Raw genomic sequence first — 19,434 nt, forward strand, 5'->3', positions numbered from 1 at the left:
CAGGGGGCAGGGGGCAGGGGGCAGGGGGGCAGGGGAGGAATAATTAATTTATTACCTATTACCTATTACCTATTACCTACTTACCTCCCTATAAAAGTCTCCAGGGGAAATTTCTCCCTAATTGTTCGGTTCTACGACTGTCGGAAGTACACAAATAACTATAAGGTCGTATTTATATAGTGTGATGTTGCAATGTCTACCCTAGCTGTTATTAAACGCTTTTTAATCAAGGGGTAAAAACCTGTGTACGAATGGATCTTGCTGAGTCTGAGGGAAGTGTTAACACAAAGCCAATTGAGTATGGCTGAATGTTCTCCTGCTAAAGCGGAACAGCAATGGCGTATTAGCCTAGCTGCGACGGAAAATTTGTTGCTGAAAAATTTAGCTACTACTTCACCGGACTATACCCAAGGTTTAATTCTCACTGCACCTACACCTTTATTTAGTCAGCCGGAATTAACTCAAAATTTACAATCAGTTGCTTTCACAACCAGACCTTTTAATCCTTTGGCTTTGATGCCTTTTGATTTGGCTGAGGAAATGCCTTCTTTGGAGGATGATCTGGGTAAGATGAGTCAGGAGTGCGATCGCTCTGGTGTCACTGCCCAAGAATCTATTTTACCTCTACTGCCTACGGATCCTCTCAGATGTGAGCAGTTTTGTTTGGTATTTACAGAGAAATTTAGATTAGTTTTGGTTTTGTCAGAAAATAGTAGTGGTAAAAAAGAATTTTTATTTTCCTTTGAGTCAGAGGTTGTTCAGCAAGCATGGCGATCGCTGGGTGCTAGAGTAATTTTAACTAATCCAGAATTATTTGCTAATTTAGATTTATTAGTCGAAAAATATGCTCCAATTGCCCCAGATTATCAAGTTATAGTTCAATTTAGCCAGTTATTACTTCAAGGATTACCAGAACCAGGAACGGATAAGGTAGCACCTATTCCCCCTGTTATTCCATCTCCCCAACCGTCTGCTTCATCTTCTCGTCCTGATGTAGAATTACTTCAAGCCTTCGCTCATGAAGTTCGTACCCCACTAACTACCATTCGCATGATGACGCGGTTGCTACTAAAACGGCGCGATTTACCCACTAATGTCATCAGTCGGTTAGAAGTGATTGATCACGAGTGTACTGAGCAAATTGACCGGATGGAGTTGCTATTTAAAGCCGCAGAGTTAGAAACCTGTAAGTCTAGTAAATCTGCCTATACCCAACTTACACCAATGTGTGTAGATGAAGTTTTACGTCAAAGTATCCCCCGTTGGCAACAAGCAGCAAAGCGGCGAAATTTGACTTTAGATGTGGTTTTACCACAACAATTACCGACGGTGGTGAGTAATCCCGCAATGTTGGACAGGGTACTAACCGGTTTAATGGAGAATTTTACCCGTAGTTTACCACCTGGTAGCCATATTCAAGTGCAAGTAATTTTGGCTGGTGATCAACTCAAGTTACAGTTATCGCCCCAATTTGATTGCCAAGATAGAACACAAACCACAACTCCACCAATTCGCAAATCTTTGGGTCAATTGTTGACATTCCAACCAGAGACAGGAACAATTAGTTTAAATATAGCAGCAACCAAGCATCTATTTCAAGCGATCGGTGGTAAATTAATTGTACGTCAGCGTCCTCACTATGGGGAAGTAATGACGATTTTTTTACCTTTGGAAGTTAGTAAGAAGGTAATGGGTAATGGGTAATTGGTGATTGGTAATGGGTAATGGGTAATGGGTGATTGGTGATAAAAGATTTATTCCTCCCCTGCTTCCCCTGCCTCCCCTGCTTCCCCTGCCCCCTGCCCCCTGCCCCCTGCCCCTGTTCCCCGTTCCCCGTTCCCTCTTGATAGAATTAAATAATAAACAAGCCCCCGACAATCATGCCATCTGATATTGCTGTAGAGAAAAAAAAGATAAAAAAACCACCGTTGCAACTGCACTACTTAGGCGATCGCGTGTTGCGTCAGCCAGCAAAACGGGTTACAAAAATAGATGATGAACTCCGCCAACTGGTGCGAGAAATGCTGCAAACTATGTACAGTGAAGATGGCATTGGTTTGGCTGCTCCTCAAATTGGCGTTCATAAACAACTAATTGTCATCGACTGCGAACCAGATAAACCAACGACCCCTCCATTGGTGTTGATTAACCCCACCATTAAAAACGTCAGCAAAGACCTCTGTATTGCCCAGGAAGGGTGTTTAAGCATTCCCAAGGTTTTTTTAGATGTTAAACGTCCCCAAGTGGTAGAAATTGCCTATAAGGATGAATATGGACACCCCAAAACATTAAAAGCTGGTGACATACTCGGACGCTGCATACAACACGAAATGGATCACCTCAACGGTGTGGTATTTGTAGATCGTGTAGAAAATTTCTTGACTTTAACTCAGGAGTTATCTAAAAATGGCTTCTCGTATCAGGCAGTGAAACCAGTAGCATAGGGTGATTTAGTAGTGTATTTAACTCCAAAAAGCGGTTTATTTTTAGGTTGTGCTTGTATAACAGCGATCGCTGCTGTTGGTTCGGTGTTTGAACTCAGTTATGGACAGCCAGATTTAGGTGTCCAAGTCACTGCGATTATTTTGGCTTTAAGCATCCCTCTAACTGGATTATTTTTCTTTGTTGCAGTTAAGGACGCAAGAGCTAACATTAAATAAGCATCAGGTATATAAAAAGGTAAAGGGATGAAGCCAAAATCTAGATTTCATTCTTTTACCTTTTATTTTTGGGTTTTTGTTTCGCGCAAAGGTGCAAAGAAAGAATGCTATCAACTTCTACTCCACTACTGCGTCTGTCTCAAGGACATCTGAATTTACTTACAGTTTGTCCTCGTAAATTTCAACATACTTATTTAGAACAACTCACTACTCCTGCTGATCCTGATCACGAAGAACGTCAAACATTAGGTAGTCGATTTCACTTGCTAATGCAGCAACAAGAAATGGGTTTACCAATTGATAATTTTCTCTTAGCAGATGATAAACTACAAAGTCGGATGAGTGGTTTTGCTGAGGCTGCACCGGAAATTTTAGCACCTGGCAAGGATGATCAAAGTTTTCGAGAAAGTGAACATTATCGTACTTTGCAAATCCAAGATTATTTATTAACGGTAATCTATGATTTATTAATTGCAGATCAACAACAAGCCCAAATTTTCGACTGGAAAACCTCACGACCAGCAAGGGCTAAAAAATTAGCTGAAAATTGGCAAACACGGCTGTACTTGTATGTTTTGGCAGAAACTACCACCTATCTGCCGGAAAATATCTCTATGACTTATTGGTTTTTTCAACCTAAAGGTAATCCTCAAAATGTTAAATTTAACTACAATAGTCAACAACACGAACAAACTAGACAGGAAATAAATCAAATTTTAGTCAATTTAACCTATTGGTTGCAGCAATATCAACAAAATCAACCTTTTCCCCAAGTTCCTGAATCTAAACAAGTTTGTAAATTTTGTCAGTTTGTTATGCGGTGCGATCGCTTAGAAACCCCAGACGCAACTGTTGGTAATCATATCCCTAATCTCGATATCATTCAAGAAGTATTACTATAAAAATTCAGGAGATAAGTTAAATGATCAATTTATGGTTTCGTTTCTGGTGGTATTGCTTAGTAATTACCACTTTTGGAGTAGCTATATTTGGTCTTACCTTAATCATCTTCCCCGATTTCATGCAGTCGTTCTTCAACGGAATATTTTTTCACACATCTCAAGTACAAACTACCTTTAGTGAAGCCGCAAATTCTTACATTAAATTCGTACATGGTGTGCTTGGTGCAGTAATGCTTGGTTGGAGTGTTATTATATTCTTAGTTCTTTTAGGTTCATTTCGTCGAGTTGAAGGTGAGGCATGGTGGACTATCACAGCATCAATCTTTATTTGGTTGATAGTAGATAGTTCATTTTCAATATCTACAGGATTTTGGCAAAACGCTGTTTTAAATCTGATATTTTTCGTTTGTTTTATCATTCCTTTAGCTGCGACATACAGAGATTTTTTCAAAGCCAATATTCAGAAAATAAATGTTAAAAATTAACTGCAATATTTATGACAGTATTTGATGATAATAGCTTAATTTATGTCCGTGAGTTAGGAATTGACGATATTGCCCCTGTTTATCATTTAGGTGAACAACTATTTACCAGCGATTTATATCCTTATTTATACCGTACCTGGGATGAATGGGAAGTAATAGGACTTTACAACACAGATCCAGAATATTGTCTGGTTGCAGAAACAGAAAATGATCTTGCGGGATTTATTTTGGGAACTATTATTGCCAAAGCATCTTGGACTTATGGTTACATTTTATGGTTAGCTGTCAATCCCAAATTTCAACGTCAGGGAGTAGCCGAAAAATTAGTTGATAAAATTATATCTCGAATGATTGAAGATGGCGCACGATTTATGTTAGTAGATACTGATCCTACCAATATCCCAGCAGTTAAGTTTTTTAATCGTAAAGGTTTTGGTAATATGCGTCAACATATTTTTTTATCAATGAATTTGAGTAAACATCCATATTATGGCAAACTAATTGATTATGAACACCAAAAAGCAGAAAGGGCAGGTTATAAACGCACCCGTCCCACTATGCGTCCTCGCAAATCAGAAGGAATTTCTGGTGAAGTGGTGATAAATCCTTTAGTAAATGACTATCCAACGGATTTAATTATCAATGATGAATCGTAATTAGGGTTGGCTAAAAAATCTTTTCGGGAGGGCTAGGAGTCAGGAGTCAGGAGTCAGGAGTCAGGAGGAAGAATAAGAAGCAGTTAAGAATAGTCTCGAAGAAAGGAAAAATGACTAGCTTACACCACGCTATCAGCAAGCCATAATTAATTTAATTAAATTCAATGGAATGGACTTTAACAACGACTGAAAAACCCCCTGATTGGTTCATCGAAATGGTGAAACCATACATACCTCAATCTGGTGGAATTTTTGCGGCTCAATTACTTTGGCAACGGGGAATAAAAGATCAGGAAAAACTCTCGACTTTTATTAATTATCAAGCTTATAAACCTGCAAGTCCTTTTGATTTTGGCATAGAAATGGATTTGGCTGTAAATCGGTTAAAAAAAGCCGCAGAAACTAAAGAGAAAATTGCAATTTGGGGAGACTTTGACGCTGATGGTATTACTTCAACGGCTGTATTATGGGACGGTTTGGGAGAATTTTTTGAGCAAAATCAACAATTAAGTTATTATATTCCCAATCGCATTACAGAATCTCATGGACTTAATGAACGAGGAATTGATCGTTTAGATCAAGAAGGTTGTAAATTAATAGTTACTTGTGACACGGGTAGTACAAATATTAATGAAATTATCTATGCTCAAAAATTAGGTATAGATGTTATTGTCACAGATCATCATACTTTACCATCAGAACGTCCCCCAGTTACAGCTATTATTAACCCCCGATTTTTATCTAATGAACATCCGCTTTTTCATCTTTCTGGGGTAGCGGTGGCTTATAAGTTGGTGGAAGCGTTATATAAAACTTTACCTGATATCCCAAAACAGCCGTTAACTGATTTATTAGATTTAGTAGCGGTGGGATTAATTGCTGATTTAGTCCAATTAAGTGGAGATTGTCGCTATTTAGCGCAGTTAGGGATTCAGCAACTACAAACAGATTATAAAAAACCAATTCCAGAACGGAGAAGACCAGGTGTAGGGAGATTATTAGAATTATGCCAGAAAAGTGGCGATCGCCCTACAGATATTTCCTTCGGTCTTGGTCCCCGCATTAACGCTGTTAGTCGCATTCATGGTGACGCGAGTTTCTGCGTAGAATTATTAACCAGTCGTGATGTTAAACGTTGCTACCAATTAGCAGAAGAAACAGAATTAGCTAATACCCGTCGCAAGTCTTTACAAAAAGATGTTCAAGGGCAAGTATCCCAAAAGCTGACCCAGATAGACTTATCAACCACCAGCGTCATTGTTTTAGCAGATCCTCAATGGGCTGTAGGGGTGCTGGGTTTAGTCGCTGGACAGATTGCACAAGAAACTGGTCGTCCAACAATTTTATTAAGCACGGCAAATACAAGTAATGAAGAAAATCCTACTATATCATTATTAGCTCGTGGTTCTGCACGTTCAATTAACTCTGTAGATTTATATCAATTAGTCAAAGACCAAGCACATTTATTATATCGCTTTGGAGGACATCCTTTTGCTGCGGGTTTAAGTTTGCCGATAGAAAATATTCCTTTGTTTACAGATGCAATTAACCAAAAATTACGCCATTCTTTAGGAGGAGTAAATCTTACACCAACGATACAAGCTGATTTAGTTGTGACAGTCGCAGATTTAAGCAAAGATTTATTTTTAGAACTTAAACTTTTAGAACCCTGTGGAATGGGAAACCCAATTCCTAAGTTATTAATTAAAAATTGTTGGTTTGAAAATAGTTGGCATCGTAATCCGCAAGATTTACAAGGTAAGAAAATACAGTATATTAAAACTGAGTTTGATATTAGAGATGATTCTACTAAAAATCCTTTTCCTGGGATTTGGTGGGGACATTACAAAGATGAATTACCTATAGGTAAATGTGATTGTATAGCTGAATTAGATTTTAATAGTTTTAAAAAACGCTATGAAATTAGATTGATTGCTGTCCGTTCTAGTGTGGAATCAGAATTTAAACTTCAACCTTCAACGTTAATTTTAGACTGGAGAAATATATCTAAACAGGAATATTCTGCAAATTTGAGTAAAAACTCATCTATGTTAGTTATTGAAGATTGTCCAACAAGTTGGGATGATTTACGTGCATGGTTTAGAAGGTCATTGTACAATCAACAACAGTTAGCTATTGCTTGGAAAAAACCCAATGATCAAAAACCGCAGGAAATTTGGATTACCTTGGTAGGTTTGGCTAAATATTTAAATCGTACAAATCAACCTGTAACTCGTTTACAACTGTTAGAAAAATTGGGAATAAGTGACAAAACTTTATTCTTTGGATTTAAAGCTTTAAAATCTTTAGGCTTTACAATTCAACACCAAGATCGTCATTTTCACATTACTTGGGATGAAGTTAATAGTAATGAAAATCATGGAGATATAATAATTAATCAATTTTTAGCCGCAGTCAGTGAAGAACAATTTCAACGAGAATATTTTGCTACAGTACCATTATCTATGATGATAGCGATCGCTAACAGTAATTAATCTTTTAATTTCATTTTTTAGTATAATCTTAGTAGCGGAACAATAATTGAGGGGTCAACATATTTTATGCTAATACAAACACAAAAACCCTACTACACCCCAGAAGAATATTTAGAACTGGAAGAAAAAGCAGAATATAAAAGTGAATACAGAAATGGAGAAATTGTACATATCACAGGGGGAACTACAAATCATAACAAAATTGCTCTGAATTTGGCTACTTTTTTAAAATTTTGCTTAAAAAAACAAAAATATGACATTTATATTGGTGATGTTCGTTTATGGATACCCCGCTATCGTCAGCACACTTATCCTGATGTAATGGTAATTCAAGGAGAACCTATCTATACAGGAACAAATACCACTACAGTGATGAATCCTTTACTAATTGCTGAAGTTGCATCTAAATCAACTAAAGATTATGACCAAGTTGATAAATTCCTTTACTATCGTTCAATACCAGAACTTCAAGAATATATTTTAATTGACCAATATAAATATCATGTTATGCAGTATGTAAAAACTGATAATAATAAATGGATATTGACTGAATATGAGTTAGAATCAGCAGTTTTATCGCTGCAATCAATAGATTTTCAGATTCCTTTTAACGAACTATACGAGAAAATTAATTTCACAGATCCAACAGATCAAGAAGAATTGTCAGAGTGATATTTGTTTGGCTTTTGTTTTATATCAGGGAATAAAATAATATTAACTTTAAAATAGCGATCGTGTTCCAGGACTTTTACAAAATGACAAAAAACCCAGATTTGTAGGGGTTTAGCATTGCTAAACCCTTAGCCACACAATCAAATGATTAAGCCGTGTTTAGTATAGATTCAAAAGTGCGATCGCCTCTTTCTAGGATACAGTAAAAATTAGTGATTCAAACTGTATTTTTTACGCAACTTGGAAACACCAAACCAAATCCCCAGTGTTGCTAGTCCAAGAGTCGGGTTAAACTCAAAGGGAACAGGTGTCGCAGGGGTGAATGTTGTTGCATTTGAGATATCAGCATAGAAAAAGGAAAAGGACGAATCTGAAAGCCGGTTTCCGTAACCACCATTACTAGGTGTTCCTAACCGCAACTCATTCGATCCCTGCAGGAATGCCGCATTAGCAAAAGTAATATTACCCCCAGTAACCACGAAAGCGTTACCACCCAAAGAATTAGAAAAACTATAAGCACCGAGTCCTTGACCACCAGGACTAGATAAAACCTCTGCTGTGATCCCTGCTCCTGGGTTATTTCCCTCAACTAAACCATCTAGCGTTCCCGTAATGAATCCGTTAGTTGCTGGTCCGAAGACACTATCTATATCCTGAAAGGAGAAAGTAAAACTCAAAGCATTTGCGGGGGTAGCAGCAAACAACAAAGAAGCTGTAAAACCAGTCACAGCAAGGGCTTTAGCAATTATGGGGGGGGTAGAAATGTTAACCTTTAGCATGATAAAAGTTAAAAGATTAAAAGCGACATCCTCAATATCCACATTATTGTAAAATTTGTCAATAGGGTATAAAAACTTAATTCGATAGAGTAATGTGTAATAACTGGAGATTTTTTATAATGTTGTTTGATTTTATAAAAAACGCTAGAATTGATGGATTATGAATGATTGTATTAATAGTAAAAAATAATGTCATCTTTACTCATTGCACAACACATTGAAATTACTCCTGGTATCTGTGGTGGAAAACCGCGTATTGCTGGACATCGAATCAAAGTTCAAGATATTGTCATTTGGCACGAAAGAATGGGAATGTCCCCAGATGAAATTATCTATAACTATCCTAGTATTACCCTAGCTGATGTTTACGCAGCTTTAGCCTATTACCATGATCATCAAACAGAAATTAGGCAACAAATTGAAGAGGGGGAAGAGTTTGCCAGAAAATTACAACATCACAAACCATCCTTAATTCACAAGATATTGAAAGGTGAAAATGGTCAACAAGATTAAATTTCACCTTGATGAAAACGTTAACAATGCCATAGCAAATGGCTTAAAAATGAGAGGAGTTAATGTCACAACCTCCTCAGAAGCAGGTTTAATTGGTGTATCCGATCAACAACAATTAGTTTATAGCTTATCTCAACAAAGAGTCATTTTTACCTTTGATGATGATTTTTTAAGTTTAGAACCTGAATATATGTACAATAATATTGAATTTTTATAGTTTAAAAGCGGGTGGCGGGAATCGAACCCGCAACATTAGCTTGGAAGGCTAGAGTTTTACCACTAAACTACACCCGCGAATCACTGACTTTTGTTAATATAGCATAGCTTTTAAAAAAGTGCAAGTATTTATAACAAGGAACAGAAAAAAACCTAAAATTCATCCTGTTAATCCTTTAATCTGTTAAATTTGTGATCAGTATGGAGATTCGCAAAAATAAATTACTCAAGGGAGGTTGTGAACCATCCTGATTATAAGCAGCAATAAACTTGTCTGACTGAAAAAGCTGATTTAGTGCTTCCTCGTAAATACTCTTTTCGCTGGTAAGTTCTGCTGGTTCAATTTCTAAAATCACTGCTTGCTGAAATTTACCGTTTTGATCGATTACTAAACTAGCTAGTATTTTCGCTGACTTAATTCCCCCATCTCCAGGAACTAAAGTTAGGTCTATTTGCTTGGTATTACTGCCTTTGTACTCGGCTAAAACATCTGGTAAAGCCCCTATTCTCCATTGTTTTTGTTGTATTAATTGACTTAGTTCATTTTTTGGTATACTCGATATAGTAGCGATCGCTCCTTCCCTTTGTGTATTGCGAGTGGGTGAACTTTCTTGAGTTGGTTGGGGTGAAGTGGCAATTTTAGGAGTGGGTGAACTCTCTTGAGTTGGTTCGGGTGAACTTGGGGGAATATCTTGTGGTAGTAGCTTTCCCTGACCCAATTTAACCTCTTGACGACGATTCCACGGGAGATCATCTAGGGGAACTGTTGGGGTAGGTGTAGGATCTAATGGTTGTGAAGTTTGTTTTGAAGTGGGTCGATTATTATTTTTATTTGTTGGAGCAGTGTAAGATTGAGTTTTCGCTTCGCTTTTAACCTCAGTCTTAATTGCATCATCATTTTGACTTTTAGTAGTAGCTTCTGATGTTTTAGCTTTTATTGGTTCAGGTGTTTGTCTAACTGTTTTGGTAGTTGATTTAGGTGTAGTTATGGGTGATTTTTCAGCAGCAGGAATATCTATTAAATCAATAGCGATATTATTTTGATTAGAGGAGGGAAACCAAAGTCCAAAATCATCACCAGAACGAATCAACCAAAATCCCAAAAAATGTAGAGAAATAGAAGTTATAAATACAGTAATCCAAAACGAAGGTGTGTGAGATTTTCTCCTCTCGTATTTAGTAGAAATTGGAGTTTTATCAGCAACCAATTGTGTCATTTTAATTTCAAATGTTTGGTTTTTCAGTATCTAATAACGATTCTTCTCAATACTTATCGGTTAAGAGTTTTTGTAGGTTGGGTTAAGCGACAGCGCAACCCAACAAAAGCCCGTAAATGTTGGGTTTCCTAACGTCAACCCAACCTACCTGATTTAATGTTTTTAGCTTAACCGACAAGTATTGTGATTCTTCTCTTCTTCCTGCCCCCTGCCTCCTGCCCACAAAATCAAACAAGTTTATCTGGTGTGACAACAAAAGTTAGTACCGTTTCATCAATTCCTTTTAATTCCAGAGGACTACCTTTAGTGATTTCTTCTTCTTGTAAATAATCAGCTACAGCAGCAGAAACCAAAATTGTCCCTGGAACAGCAGCAGCTTGTAACCTAGCCGCAATATTCACACTTGGTCCGATCGCTGTATAATCAGCACGTTGTTCACTGCCAAACATCCCCACCACGGCTGTACCTTGGTGAATCCCACAACGGAATTGTACACCTTTGCGGCCATCGGTTTCAAATATTCCTTGTTCTCGCCAGCGATCGTTTAATTGAATCAGGGCGTTTTGCATGGCTCTAGCTGTGTTAATGGCGCGACGCACTTGTTCATTGGGGGTCAGGTCTTCTGGCGCTCCATATAAAGCTAAAATAGCATCTCCCATAAATTTATCCACTGTACCACCGTTGCCAAAAACAACTCTGGTCATTGTTTCTAAATATTCATTCAATATCTGGGCGACTCTTCGGGATCTCAGGGTATTTGATAGCTGGGTAAACCCGACAATATCACTAAATAAAACTGTGACTAAACGTGGTTCTGGTCGCAAATCTAAGGATAAGTTACCGGCTGCGGCTTTTTGCACCAATACAGCAGGTAAAAACCGTTTGAGGACTGATTCTGTTAAATAGGTGTTTAACTCCAAAACGCGCTTTTCGTTTTCCTTTAAAGCTAAAAGATTTTTTACTTCTGCTAAAAGTTCCCGGTCGTTAAATGGTTTGGCTAAATAAGCATCTGCACCATGTTCTGTCCCTGTGATCCGAGTTTCTTCATCTACTTTGGCTGTCAAGAGAATAATTGGTGTCCCTCTTAATTTCTCTTCCCTACGGATCATCTGAATCATCTCCATACCTGTTAATATGGGCATCATTAAATCCGTGATGATTAAGTTGGGTGCTATTTGTAGGGCTACATCATATCCTTCTTGTCCATTACGAGCGTTAGCTACTCGATAGTCGTGGCGACGGAGGATTTCGGAAACATAGGATCGCAGGTCTGGGTTATCGTCTACGACTAAGATGAGATTGCTGGTTTCGGTGGAATTTTGAGTTTCGGCGTTGGTTAATAAGTCTCTGCTAATTTCAAACTCTGTATTTGATTCTAACTGTTCTAAATCAGCTAGTTCTACGCTGGCGCGGCTGGTGTTTAATTCCCCTGGGGCTTCTACTATTTGTTTTGATGGTAGGTGTTCTGAACCGGCTAACAGCAGTAAGGTAAATGTAGTACCCTGTTCATATACTGATTCTACCGTTACTTGCCCTCCATGTAGTTCTACCAGTTCTTTGACTAGGGCTAAACCTAGTCCGCTACCTTCATGAGTGCGATTTTCTGAACCTTCAGCTTGACGGAAGCGTTCAAATAAATAGGGAATCTGTTCTGGAAGAATGCCAATACCTGTGTCTTGTACTTGTAAAATACAATGATTGTTCTCTGTTGCTAGGTTGACGGTAATTGTCCCCTGTTCTGGCGTGAATTTCATTGCATTTGACAGCAGGTTGTAAACTACTTTATCAAATTTTTCTACATCCAAATAGACTGTTGGACAGGGATCTAAATTGGTGAGGAGTTGCAGTCCTTTTTTCTCACAGTAGGGGCGAAATGAATCGACGATTTGGGTGACAAATTCGACTAGATCGCAAGGACGGAAACTGGGCTGCATTCTTCCTGCATCTAGGCGTTGTAGGTCTAGTAGCTGATTGACTAGGCGCAGTAGTCGGCGGGAGTTACGGAGAGCGATCGCACTTTGTTCATAAGATAATCCTTCTTTCATCCCTACGGCCGATTCTAAGGGTCCTTGAATTAAGGTGATCGGTGTGCGAAATTCATGGGAAATATTTTGGAAAAATTCGGTTTTTTGTTGATCTAGTTGTATTAACCGTTCTGCTTGTTCACGGGTTTTTTGATATAGGCGTGATTGCTGGACAGCGATCGCTGCTTGGGATGCTACTGATTTGGCTAATTCTATTTCTGAATTTAACCATTTGTGTATTTTCTTGCCCTTACCCATAGTAATACTACCAATACATTTCCCATCTGCTAGTAAGGGAACAACCATGAGCGATCGTACTGGCATTCTCAAAAATAAATTAAAACTTTCTACTTTTAAATTAAAATTATTAGTATCAGCAACCACAACAGGCTCTTGTGTCCTTATCACTTCTTGCAGCAGTTGATTTTCCCTAACTGGCATTGACGAATTTGATTTCGGCCAAAACCCTTCCTCCGAGTTCCCTTCCCCCCTATTTCCTCCATTTTCCCTTGTCCACAAAGACAAAACACAACTATCCCCAAAACCATCACTACATTCCTCTTCTTCTGTCCACAAAGACAAAACGCAACCGTCAACTTCTAAAGCCTTTCCTAGTTGCTGAGTAATAGCTGCAAATAAATCTTGGGGATCTAAACTAGAGCGAATTTTATTTGTAATTGTATTTACCAAAGCTTCTCGCTTCGCCAAAGCCCGTACCTGCTCATAGGCATAGGCTTGAGATAAAGCCAAAGCTGCCTGATCTGCCACTATCGACACCAATTGTACCTCATCATCCCCCCACAGGCGTGGCTCAAAACATTGGTGCAAGGCCAACACCGCCATCAATTCCTGTTGACAAATTAACGGTACAATCAAGCTAGAACAAATATTAGCCACAGCAAAAGCTTCTGCCCTTTCTCCTTCTACTCGTTCATCATTTAATACATCATTAATCACCTGTACTTCACGGGTTTCCCATACTGTTTGCCCTAGTAAAGGTGACGAGGATATGGGTTGCAAGAATCCAGAAGCATAATTTCCTCCCAAGCTCAAACTTGCAGCAGAAACCGATTCTGTACTATCTCCATTGGCTAACTTTTCCTCCTCAATCGCCACAGCAGCCTTTTGGTAAACAAACCCTTCATCAGCCAATTGTTCATCGTATACAGGACGTAACAGACAAACATCTAGATTCAACATCTGCCCCACGGTATCGACGATCGCTTGCAAAATTTGTCGATAGTCTAGGGCGCTGCGAATTGTATTTGTCACCGTATTTAGCAGCGATTCTTGCCGCAGTGTCCGAGTAAGTTCACGGGTTCTAGCCCGGAGGACATTGTGTGTATCTAAGGCTTGACGGACTACAGCCTTGAGTTCCTCCGCTTCCCATGGTTTAGTTACATATTTAAATACTTTGCCAGCGTTAATCGCTTCCACCAAATCTTCAACATCGGTGTAGCCAGTTAAAATAATACGGATAATATCTGGATATTGAGTCGCTGTTAAACTTAAAAACTCTGTACCGCTCATCATCGGCATCCGCTGGTCGGAGATAATCACTGAGATGTCACCCTCTTCTGCCAGCAGATTTAAGGCCGCAGGCCCAGAGTTTGCCCTCAGCACCTGATAGTCTCGATAGAAGGTGCGATAAAGCAAGTCTAGGTTGTCTGGTTCATCATCGACAACCAAAATTTTCGGCTTACTGTTTGCTTGTAAATTCATGCACCGTTTTCCTGCTGCAACGGCAGTCGGATAAAGAATATTCTGATCAGGTAGGGATATTGATGAGTCAGTTGAGATGGCATCATTAAATTAAAATCGAAACACTCCGTAGAAATTTTCACTCATTTACCGAATTTTCTCTCACCTCCATTGATGATTAATAATTTTCTCACAAAATCTCACAGTTCGCACCGAGAGTTTACATCTTTGAGTCAGTGAGCAGGAACATCTGAAAGACTTGAGTAGCTGTTGAGTTGTTGGTGAGATCACAAATGGGTACGCTGCCCGATTCTTTGGATCAAACTCCATATTCAGGTTTCCCATTACAGGAGTCGCACTAACATTTCTAGCTTAATTGTATCTTCCTTATTGATAAATTAGTCACAAATAGTACATCTATCAGGCTTGAATACGAACCGATGTGTTTGTTGGGTTATGGCGAATGCCACGGTAGGGTGTTCACGCAGTTTCCAGCAGGGATACGTTCATGTTCCACAATCCAACCTACAGATCAAGACTTTTTTCAATTTGGACAAGGTATTGATCCTTAAACTAAGATATATGATGTAGGGGCAAAATGCTATTTTTCCCTACCTTAATATATACCATTGATTTAAAATACATTATTTAGTTAGCTTTGAAACCTTGGTTTTTTGATCCACATTACCAACAACCAGTTGCAGATACTGGCACAACACCCACCTCTCTAGTCCAAATTCGTGCAGCTACGACGGCTGATTTGACTGGTGTTGTTCACATTATTTCTGAAAGCTTTCACTCGCAAACGGGCTTCTGGGGATGGGCTTTCCCTTTATTCCGATTGGGTATTTATGAAGATATACGGTATCGTCTTACGTCACCTGCACCTTATCATACTTGTTTGGTTGCCGTTAATACAGATGCCAGTGGTGCTAAGGATGTGGTTGGAACTATAGAAGTAAGTTTACGTTTTAGTGATTCTTGGACTTATGCTAATAAACGGTATCTTTATTTATCTAATTTAGCCGTTGACCTCAACTATCGTCGGCATGGTGTTGCTTCTAGTTTACTGATAGGCTGTGAAAAGGTCTGCTTAGAATGGGGGTTTGAAGATATATATCTTCATGTTCTGGAAGATAACCACCAAGCAAGAAAGCTTTATTACAAGCTGGGATATCGGGTGCAGGAAGTCGAACCTCCCTGGAGTGGATTTTTCCTGAATCGTTCCCGCCAATTATTTTTACATAAGGGGATAAGTGGTGATCCAGTTTTAATCTAAATATTTAACATTTACAGTTTTTTGTTTACCCACCTACTTATTTAAGTTTTGTAGGTTGGGTTGAGGCACGAAACCCAACAAATGCGTTGGGTTGCGCTAAATTAGGAGTTACGCATTGACAGAATCTATTAAATAAGCATTATCAATTCTATCTCTTGTAGGGTGCGTCAGACCCGATAATTTATCACGCAACAGACTTTCTCTATCTGACGCACCGCACTAATATGGGATGACAAAAGCGTGAAACTAGACAATTTCCTTCATACATATCAATCATCTGCATTTTGTAAGTAATGAGACAGAATTAATTACACAACTGGTTTTTCTGTTCTCTGTTCCCTCTTACCGACCATTTAGCATAACAAGTACCGTAGAGACAAAATTAATAACTAGCAATTTGAGCTATTATTTTCATAATTAGTAAATTAGTTGAATTAAATGGAAAAATCCCAAAAAACGGATATTTTGAGACTTTTACAGAGTGGAAAGGTATTTAGTGTCAATAGTCGCAGACGCAATGGGTTAATTTTATTTAAACATTTCCATGCTGAATTTGCTGGTCCGGGTGCAGTGGTAGGTGGAGATTATGACTCTGATTGCCAAGGGGTTTTACCAATAGGTAATTTGTCTTTATTAACGCCCGAATCTCATGAGGATCGTCAAAAGGCTTACTTGATTAGACGGCAATGGATTCGTTTAATTAAACAAATTACAGAAAATCCTTTGTCTGGGCAACGGGTTCAGAAGATTCTCGATCAATTTGAACAGTATTTCCCTCCAGAGGTGGTTGTTGATCTGCCGGATCAGGCTTTTGCTATGTTAGTGGGTGTTTTACCCCAAACAGTAGCGATTGTACGTCGTTTGGGTAATGATGTGGATGATGGTTTTTAATGGTAGATTCTCTGTCACTTGTCACCTATATTTAAGGCGGTTTGAAGTCGGTTGAGGGTACGAGTGTTTTCTTCTGGTGTACCGATGGTAATTCGTAAACCTCCGGGAAGTAGTCGCAGGAGAGTACCTTCACTGCTAAGTTTTTGGTGGAGATTTTTTAATGTGGTGTTTGGGGAATAGTTGGTTTTGAGACGTAGGTAAATAAAGTTGGTGTCGCTGGGTGTGATTTCTAAGGCTGGATGGGTGCTAAGGTTGGTAATTAGTTTTTCTCTTTCGCTGAGGGTTTGGGGGATTGACTGGAGGAGAAGTTGGCGGTTTTGTAGGGCTGTTAGGGCGGCGGCGATGGAGAAGCTGGGAAGATTGTATGGTAGGCGGATTTTTTCTAGGATAGCGATCGCCTCTGTATTCCCTACACAATATCCTACACGCATGGCTGCTAGGCGAAAGGCTTTAGAAAAGGTTCTTAATACTATCCAGTTAGAACGTTGTGTTAATTCTCCAACTATGGTTGTTTGACTAAATTCAAAGTAGGCTTCATCAATTACTACTAATATTTCTTCTGGTAAGTTTCTTAGCCATGTCAATTCTGCATCTGTTAAACAGTTGGCGGTGGGGGAGTTGGGGTGAACGACGAAAACTACACGAATGGGAGGATTTTGGGTTTGTTCTATGGCGGTTTGGGCGGCTATTAAATCCATTTCAAAGTTTGTTTCATTTCTAGCCACTGTGACGACGGGAATACCCAAGGTTTGCGCCAATATTCCATACATGGAAAAGGTGGGGTTGGCGACTAAGATTGATCCTTCTCCTCCTAAACAGGTGGCGATTAATAAGGATCGAATTAGTTCATCTGAACCATTACCGACGGAGATATTAGCTTCTGTGAAAGTTGAGGAGGGAAGGTTGGCTGATTCGTTGACGTAAAGAGCGATCGCGTTTTTGAGTGTATCATGTCCCCCATCGGGATAACGATTTGTTTCTATTACTTGCTGATATGTCCAAGCTAGTTTTTCTTTTAGTTCTGGTGGTAAATCTATTGGGCTTTCGTTGGTGTCTAAACGATCAAATTGGGTTGCGACTGGTTCGGCTGTATCGCTGCTGGGGTGGGGTTTGTAAGCGTTGAGTTGGGCTAAGTCGGAACGGATATATTTAAACATATTTTTTTAGGGGGCAGGGGGGCAGGGGTAGAGAGAATTTAGATTTTCTCGAAATTATCACATTGGAGTTGAAGAGTTTTTATTAGTCTGAGATTCTGAGAGGGTGTTTGAAAAGTCTAAATTCATACTCGCCCTGGCGACTAGAAGTCGCGGCTATAGAGACAAAACCCACCTCCGTGGGTTTCAAACCCTTAATCTTTCCTTAGTCCACGTAGGTGGACTTGGCTTGTGTAGTAGCGATTTATAATCGCCGGAAACTTTTCAAACATCCTCTGAATACTTACATTAAAGTAATTGACAAAATGAGCAAATTGCTTGCCAAATATCGGCTGTGACGTTTGTTAAGCTATGATCGCTATCCAGTTCTATTAATTCTACCCAAGGACGTAATTGGGCGAAGTTTCTACTAGCTGAGATGGGGATGACTTCATCTTGTTTACCATGCAAAATGAGGGTAGGAATGGGACGCTGTAAATGTTGTTCTTGGTATTGGTTGGCATCGGTAATAAAATTATAATTGAGGGGGAGCGATCGCTGTTCTCCATAGTGGTAAACTGGGTAATATTTTTCTTTTTGCCAATTTTTTACTGCTTCTTCTCCTAATTTTGGCAACCAATAGGATAAAAAGCCAAAAGCTGGTGCTAATAAAATCAGTTTTTGGACTTGTAAATGTTTCTCTCCTAAATGGGCTGATGTTAAACCGCCTAAACTAGAACCAATCAGGGTTACAGGTACGGAAGGATCGGGAAATTCCCTTTGGACTTGGTTTAGCTGTCGGGTGATGGTTAAATGAGAAAAATCACCTGCATTTAAGTCTGGTATTTTTAAAGATATCTGAATTTTAGCAAAGCGATCGCTAATTTCTTGGGCTTTAGTAGATTTAGGACTAGAAGCAAAACCGTGTAAATAAATAAACGAAATTTCTTCCTGTGCATCTTTGCTGTTCATTTCTCTAAAACATTCTCATAACTAATCCAATCACTCCAACTACCAGCGTAAAGTTTACCAGTTTGAATGCCAGCTAATGCTAAAGATAGTAAATTTACACAAGCAGTAACACCAGAACCACAATAAACTATGATTTCCTGAGCATTTTCTAGTTGTTTCCACCGTTGACTTTGTTCCTCTAAAGATAGTAAACAAGCATTGGCATCAGTAACTTCTTGCCAGGGATAATTAACTGCACCGGGAATGTGACCGGCAATTTTATCAATTGGTTCTCGTTCTCCACGATAGCGATCGCTCTCTCTCGAATCTACTAAAATTATATCTGGATAATCTTTACGACTCTTTACATCTGTAAAATCTACTAATAATTCTGGTTGAATGTGGGGAACAAATGTCCCGATTTGAGGCTCTGGAATTGTTTCTGTAACAGAATATCCAGCTTTTTCCCAGCCATTGAAACCTCCATCTAAAACAGCAACTTGTTCATGTCCTAAATAACGCAATAACCACCAATAACGAGACGCAAAAGCGAAGCGAGAATCACAGTAAGCGATAACCTGAGTTTTTTGAGAATTAATTCCCATTTTTGCTAATTTTTCCGCTAATTCATCAGGATTTGGTAACGGGTGTCTTCCCCCGTGTTCTCCTACAGGACTAGATAAATCTTGGTTTAAATCTAAATAATATGCTCCTGGTATATGCTTTTCTTGGTACTGTTTTCGACCTAATTGCGAATCAGCCAGAGAAAAGCGACAATCAATAATTACAACGTTAGGATCTTGAAGATGATCAAATAGCCATGGTAGAGAAACAACAAATTGGGTATTAGTCATAAAAAA

At 38.9% G+C, this 19,434-nt stretch carries 18 protein-coding genes and 1 tRNA gene; 12 read left to right on the top strand and 7 right to left on the bottom strand.

Annotation, left to right across the window (positions count from 1 at the left end):
• Positions 1–243 precede the first annotated feature (243 nt).
• From VB711_RS17445 to VB711_RS17480, 8 genes are all read left to right on the top strand, one after another.
• Positions 244–1,704 (top strand): HAMP domain-containing sensor histidine kinase, encoded by a 1,461-nt coding sequence (locus VB711_RS17445; RefSeq protein WP_323287465.1) that lies wholly within the window; start codon positions 244–246, stop codon positions 1,702–1,704.
• A 176-nt stretch (positions 1,705–1,880) separates the two neighbouring features.
• Positions 1,881–2,444: a peptide deformylase gene (gene def / locus VB711_RS17450; RefSeq protein WP_323287466.1), complete on the top strand. Its 564-nt coding sequence runs from the start codon at positions 1,881–1,883 to the stop codon at positions 2,442–2,444.
• A 12-nt stretch (positions 2,445–2,456) separates the two neighbouring features.
• The gene (locus VB711_RS17455; RefSeq protein ID WP_323287467.1) at positions 2,457–2,660 is read left to right on the top strand and encodes a hypothetical protein; all 204 of its coding nucleotides are present in this window, start codon (positions 2,457–2,459) and stop codon (positions 2,658–2,660) included.
• Between the two features lie 104 nt (positions 2,661–2,764).
• Complete coding sequence (locus tag VB711_RS17460; RefSeq protein WP_323287468.1) at positions 2,765–3,562, top strand: PD-(D/E)XK nuclease family protein; 798 nt, start codon at positions 2,765–2,767, stop codon at positions 3,560–3,562.
• Between the two features lie 20 nt (positions 3,563–3,582).
• On the top strand, positions 3,583–4,047 hold the full coding sequence (locus VB711_RS17465; RefSeq protein ID WP_323287469.1) for a hypothetical protein: 465 nt from the start codon (positions 3,583–3,585) through the stop codon (positions 4,045–4,047).
• An 11-nt stretch (positions 4,048–4,058) separates the two neighbouring features.
• Positions 4,059–4,703 (top strand): GNAT family N-acetyltransferase, encoded by a 645-nt coding sequence (locus tag VB711_RS17470; protein WP_323287470.1) that lies wholly within the window; start codon positions 4,059–4,061, stop codon positions 4,701–4,703.
• Positions 4,704–4,867: 164 nt separating this feature from the next.
• Positions 4,868–7,198 carry a single-stranded-DNA-specific exonuclease RecJ gene (recJ, locus tag VB711_RS17475; RefSeq protein ID WP_323287471.1) on the top strand — a complete coding sequence of 777 codons (2,331 nt, stop codon included), beginning with the start codon at positions 4,868–4,870 and terminating at the stop codon, positions 7,196–7,198.
• A 66-nt stretch (positions 7,199–7,264) separates the two neighbouring features.
• On the top strand, positions 7,265–7,870 hold the full coding sequence (locus VB711_RS17480) for a Uma2 family endonuclease (protein ID WP_323287472.1): 606 nt from the start codon (positions 7,265–7,267) through the stop codon (positions 7,868–7,870).
• Between the two features lie 209 nt (positions 7,871–8,079).
• Here the strand turns inward: VB711_RS17480 and VB711_RS17485 are convergent, their stop codons facing one another.
• Entirely contained in the window at positions 8,080–8,649 is a 570-nt protein-coding gene (locus VB711_RS17485) for a hypothetical protein (protein ID WP_323287473.1), read from the bottom strand.
• A 189-nt stretch (positions 8,650–8,838) separates the two neighbouring features.
• Here VB711_RS17485 and VB711_RS17490 point away from each other — a divergent pair, with 189 nt between their 5' ends.
• Both VB711_RS17490 and VB711_RS17495 read left to right on the top strand, forming a co-directional pair.
• A complete protein-coding gene (locus VB711_RS17490) occupies positions 8,839–9,162 on the top strand; it encodes a DUF433 domain-containing protein (RefSeq protein WP_323287474.1) in 324 nt (107 codons plus the stop codon).
• Positions 9,146–9,379 (top strand): DUF5615 family PIN-like protein, encoded by a 234-nt coding sequence (locus VB711_RS17495; RefSeq protein ID WP_323287475.1) that lies wholly within the window; start codon positions 9,146–9,148, stop codon positions 9,377–9,379. Before VB711_RS17490 ends, VB711_RS17495 begins: the two co-directional genes overlap by 17 nt.
• Positions 9,380–9,385: 6 nt before the next feature.
• Here VB711_RS17495 and VB711_RS17500 read toward each other — a convergent pair.
• The 3 genes from VB711_RS17500 to VB711_RS17510 all read right to left on the bottom strand — a co-directional run bounded on the left by VB711_RS17500 (position 9,386) and on the right by VB711_RS17510 (position 14,341).
• Positions 9,386–9,456, bottom strand: a tRNA-Gly gene (locus VB711_RS17500).
• A 98-nt stretch (positions 9,457–9,554) separates the two neighbouring features.
• A complete protein-coding gene (locus tag VB711_RS17505) occupies positions 9,555–10,595 on the bottom strand; it encodes a hypothetical protein (protein ID WP_323287476.1) in 1,041 nt (346 codons plus the stop codon).
• Positions 10,596–10,822: 227 nt separating this feature from the next.
• Positions 10,823–14,341 (bottom strand): response regulator, encoded by a 3,519-nt coding sequence (locus VB711_RS17510; RefSeq protein ID WP_323287477.1) that lies wholly within the window; start codon positions 14,339–14,341, stop codon positions 10,823–10,825.
• Between the two features lie 637 nt (positions 14,342–14,978).
• Here VB711_RS17510 and VB711_RS17515 point away from each other — a divergent pair.
• Positions 14,979–15,599, top strand: coding sequence for a GNAT family N-acetyltransferase (locus VB711_RS17515; protein ID WP_323287478.1), 621 nt, complete (start codon positions 14,979–14,981; stop codon positions 15,597–15,599).
• Between the two features lie 438 nt (positions 15,600–16,037).
• The gene (locus VB711_RS17520; RefSeq protein ID WP_323287480.1) at positions 16,038–16,490 is read left to right on the top strand and encodes a hypothetical protein; all 453 of its coding nucleotides are present in this window, start codon (positions 16,038–16,040) and stop codon (positions 16,488–16,490) included.
• A gap of 14 nt (positions 16,491–16,504) precedes the next feature.
• On the opposite strand, the gene VB711_RS17525 is transcribed toward VB711_RS17520, so the two are convergent.
• The 3 genes from VB711_RS17525 to VB711_RS17535 all read right to left on the bottom strand — a co-directional run bounded on the left by VB711_RS17525 (position 16,505) and on the right by VB711_RS17535 (position 19,428).
• Positions 16,505–17,647 (bottom strand): histidinol-phosphate transaminase, encoded by a 1,143-nt coding sequence (locus tag VB711_RS17525; protein WP_323287481.1) that lies wholly within the window; start codon positions 17,645–17,647, stop codon positions 16,505–16,507.
• A 285-nt stretch (positions 17,648–17,932) separates the two neighbouring features.
• Entirely contained in the window at positions 17,933–18,595 is a 663-nt protein-coding gene (locus VB711_RS17530; RefSeq protein ID WP_323287482.1) for a YqiA/YcfP family alpha/beta fold hydrolase, read from the bottom strand.
• On the bottom strand, positions 18,592–19,428 hold the full coding sequence (locus tag VB711_RS17535; protein ID WP_323287483.1) for a sulfurtransferase: 837 nt from the start codon (positions 19,426–19,428) through the stop codon (positions 18,592–18,594). The genes VB711_RS17530 and VB711_RS17535 overlap by 4 nt, the downstream gene beginning before the upstream one ends.
• Positions 19,429–19,434: the final 6 nt, after the last annotated feature.

It is taken from the genome of Cronbergia sp. UHCC 0137, from assembly GCF_034932285.1.
Lineage (GTDB): Bacteria > Cyanobacteriota > Cyanobacteriia > Cyanobacteriales > Nostocaceae > Cronbergia.

What these genes read in the sequence shown, in the direction of transcription:
- VB711_RS17495 (WP_323287475.1), top strand. Translation starts at nt 9,146, where the DNA reads ATGGTCAACAAGATTAAATTTCACCTTGATGAAAACGTTAACAATGCC.
- recJ (WP_323287471.1), top strand. Translation starts at nt 4,868, where the DNA reads ATGGAATGGACTTTAACAACGACTGAAAAACCCCCTGATTGGTTCATC.
- VB711_RS17470 (WP_323287470.1), top strand. Translation starts at nt 4,059, where the DNA reads ATGACAGTATTTGATGATAATAGCTTAATTTATGTCCGTGAGTTAGGA.
- VB711_RS17535 (WP_323287483.1), bottom strand. Translation starts at nt 19,428, where the DNA reads ATGACTAATACCCAATTTGTTGTTTCTCTACCATGGCTATTTGATCAT.
- VB711_RS17525 (WP_323287481.1), bottom strand. Translation starts at nt 17,647, where the DNA reads ATGTTTAAATATATCCGTTCCGACTTAGCCCAACTCAACGCTTACAAA.
- VB711_RS17460 (WP_323287468.1), top strand. Translation starts at nt 2,765, where the DNA reads ATGCTATCAACTTCTACTCCACTACTGCGTCTGTCTCAAGGACATCTG.
- VB711_RS17505 (WP_323287476.1), bottom strand. Translation starts at nt 10,595, where the DNA reads ATGACACAATTGGTTGCTGATAAAACTCCAATTTCTACTAAATACGAG.
- VB711_RS17465 (WP_323287469.1), top strand. Translation starts at nt 3,583, where the DNA reads ATGATCAATTTATGGTTTCGTTTCTGGTGGTATTGCTTAGTAATTACC.
- def (WP_323287466.1), top strand. Translation starts at nt 1,881, where the DNA reads ATGCCATCTGATATTGCTGTAGAGAAAAAAAAGATAAAAAAACCACCG.
- VB711_RS17530 (WP_323287482.1), bottom strand. Translation starts at nt 18,595, where the DNA reads ATGAACAGCAAAGATGCACAGGAAGAAATTTCGTTTATTTATTTACAC.
- VB711_RS17520 (WP_323287480.1), top strand. Translation starts at nt 16,038, where the DNA reads ATGGAAAAATCCCAAAAAACGGATATTTTGAGACTTTTACAGAGTGGA.
- VB711_RS17480 (WP_323287472.1), top strand. Translation starts at nt 7,265, where the DNA reads ATGCTAATACAAACACAAAAACCCTACTACACCCCAGAAGAATATTTA.
- VB711_RS17485 (WP_323287473.1), bottom strand. Translation starts at nt 8,649, where the DNA reads ATGCTAAAGGTTAACATTTCTACCCCCCCCATAATTGCTAAAGCCCTT.
- VB711_RS17510 (WP_323287477.1), bottom strand. Translation starts at nt 14,341, where the DNA reads ATGAATTTACAAGCAAACAGTAAGCCGAAAATTTTGGTTGTCGATGAT.
- VB711_RS17490 (WP_323287474.1), top strand. Translation starts at nt 8,839, where the DNA reads ATGTCATCTTTACTCATTGCACAACACATTGAAATTACTCCTGGTATC.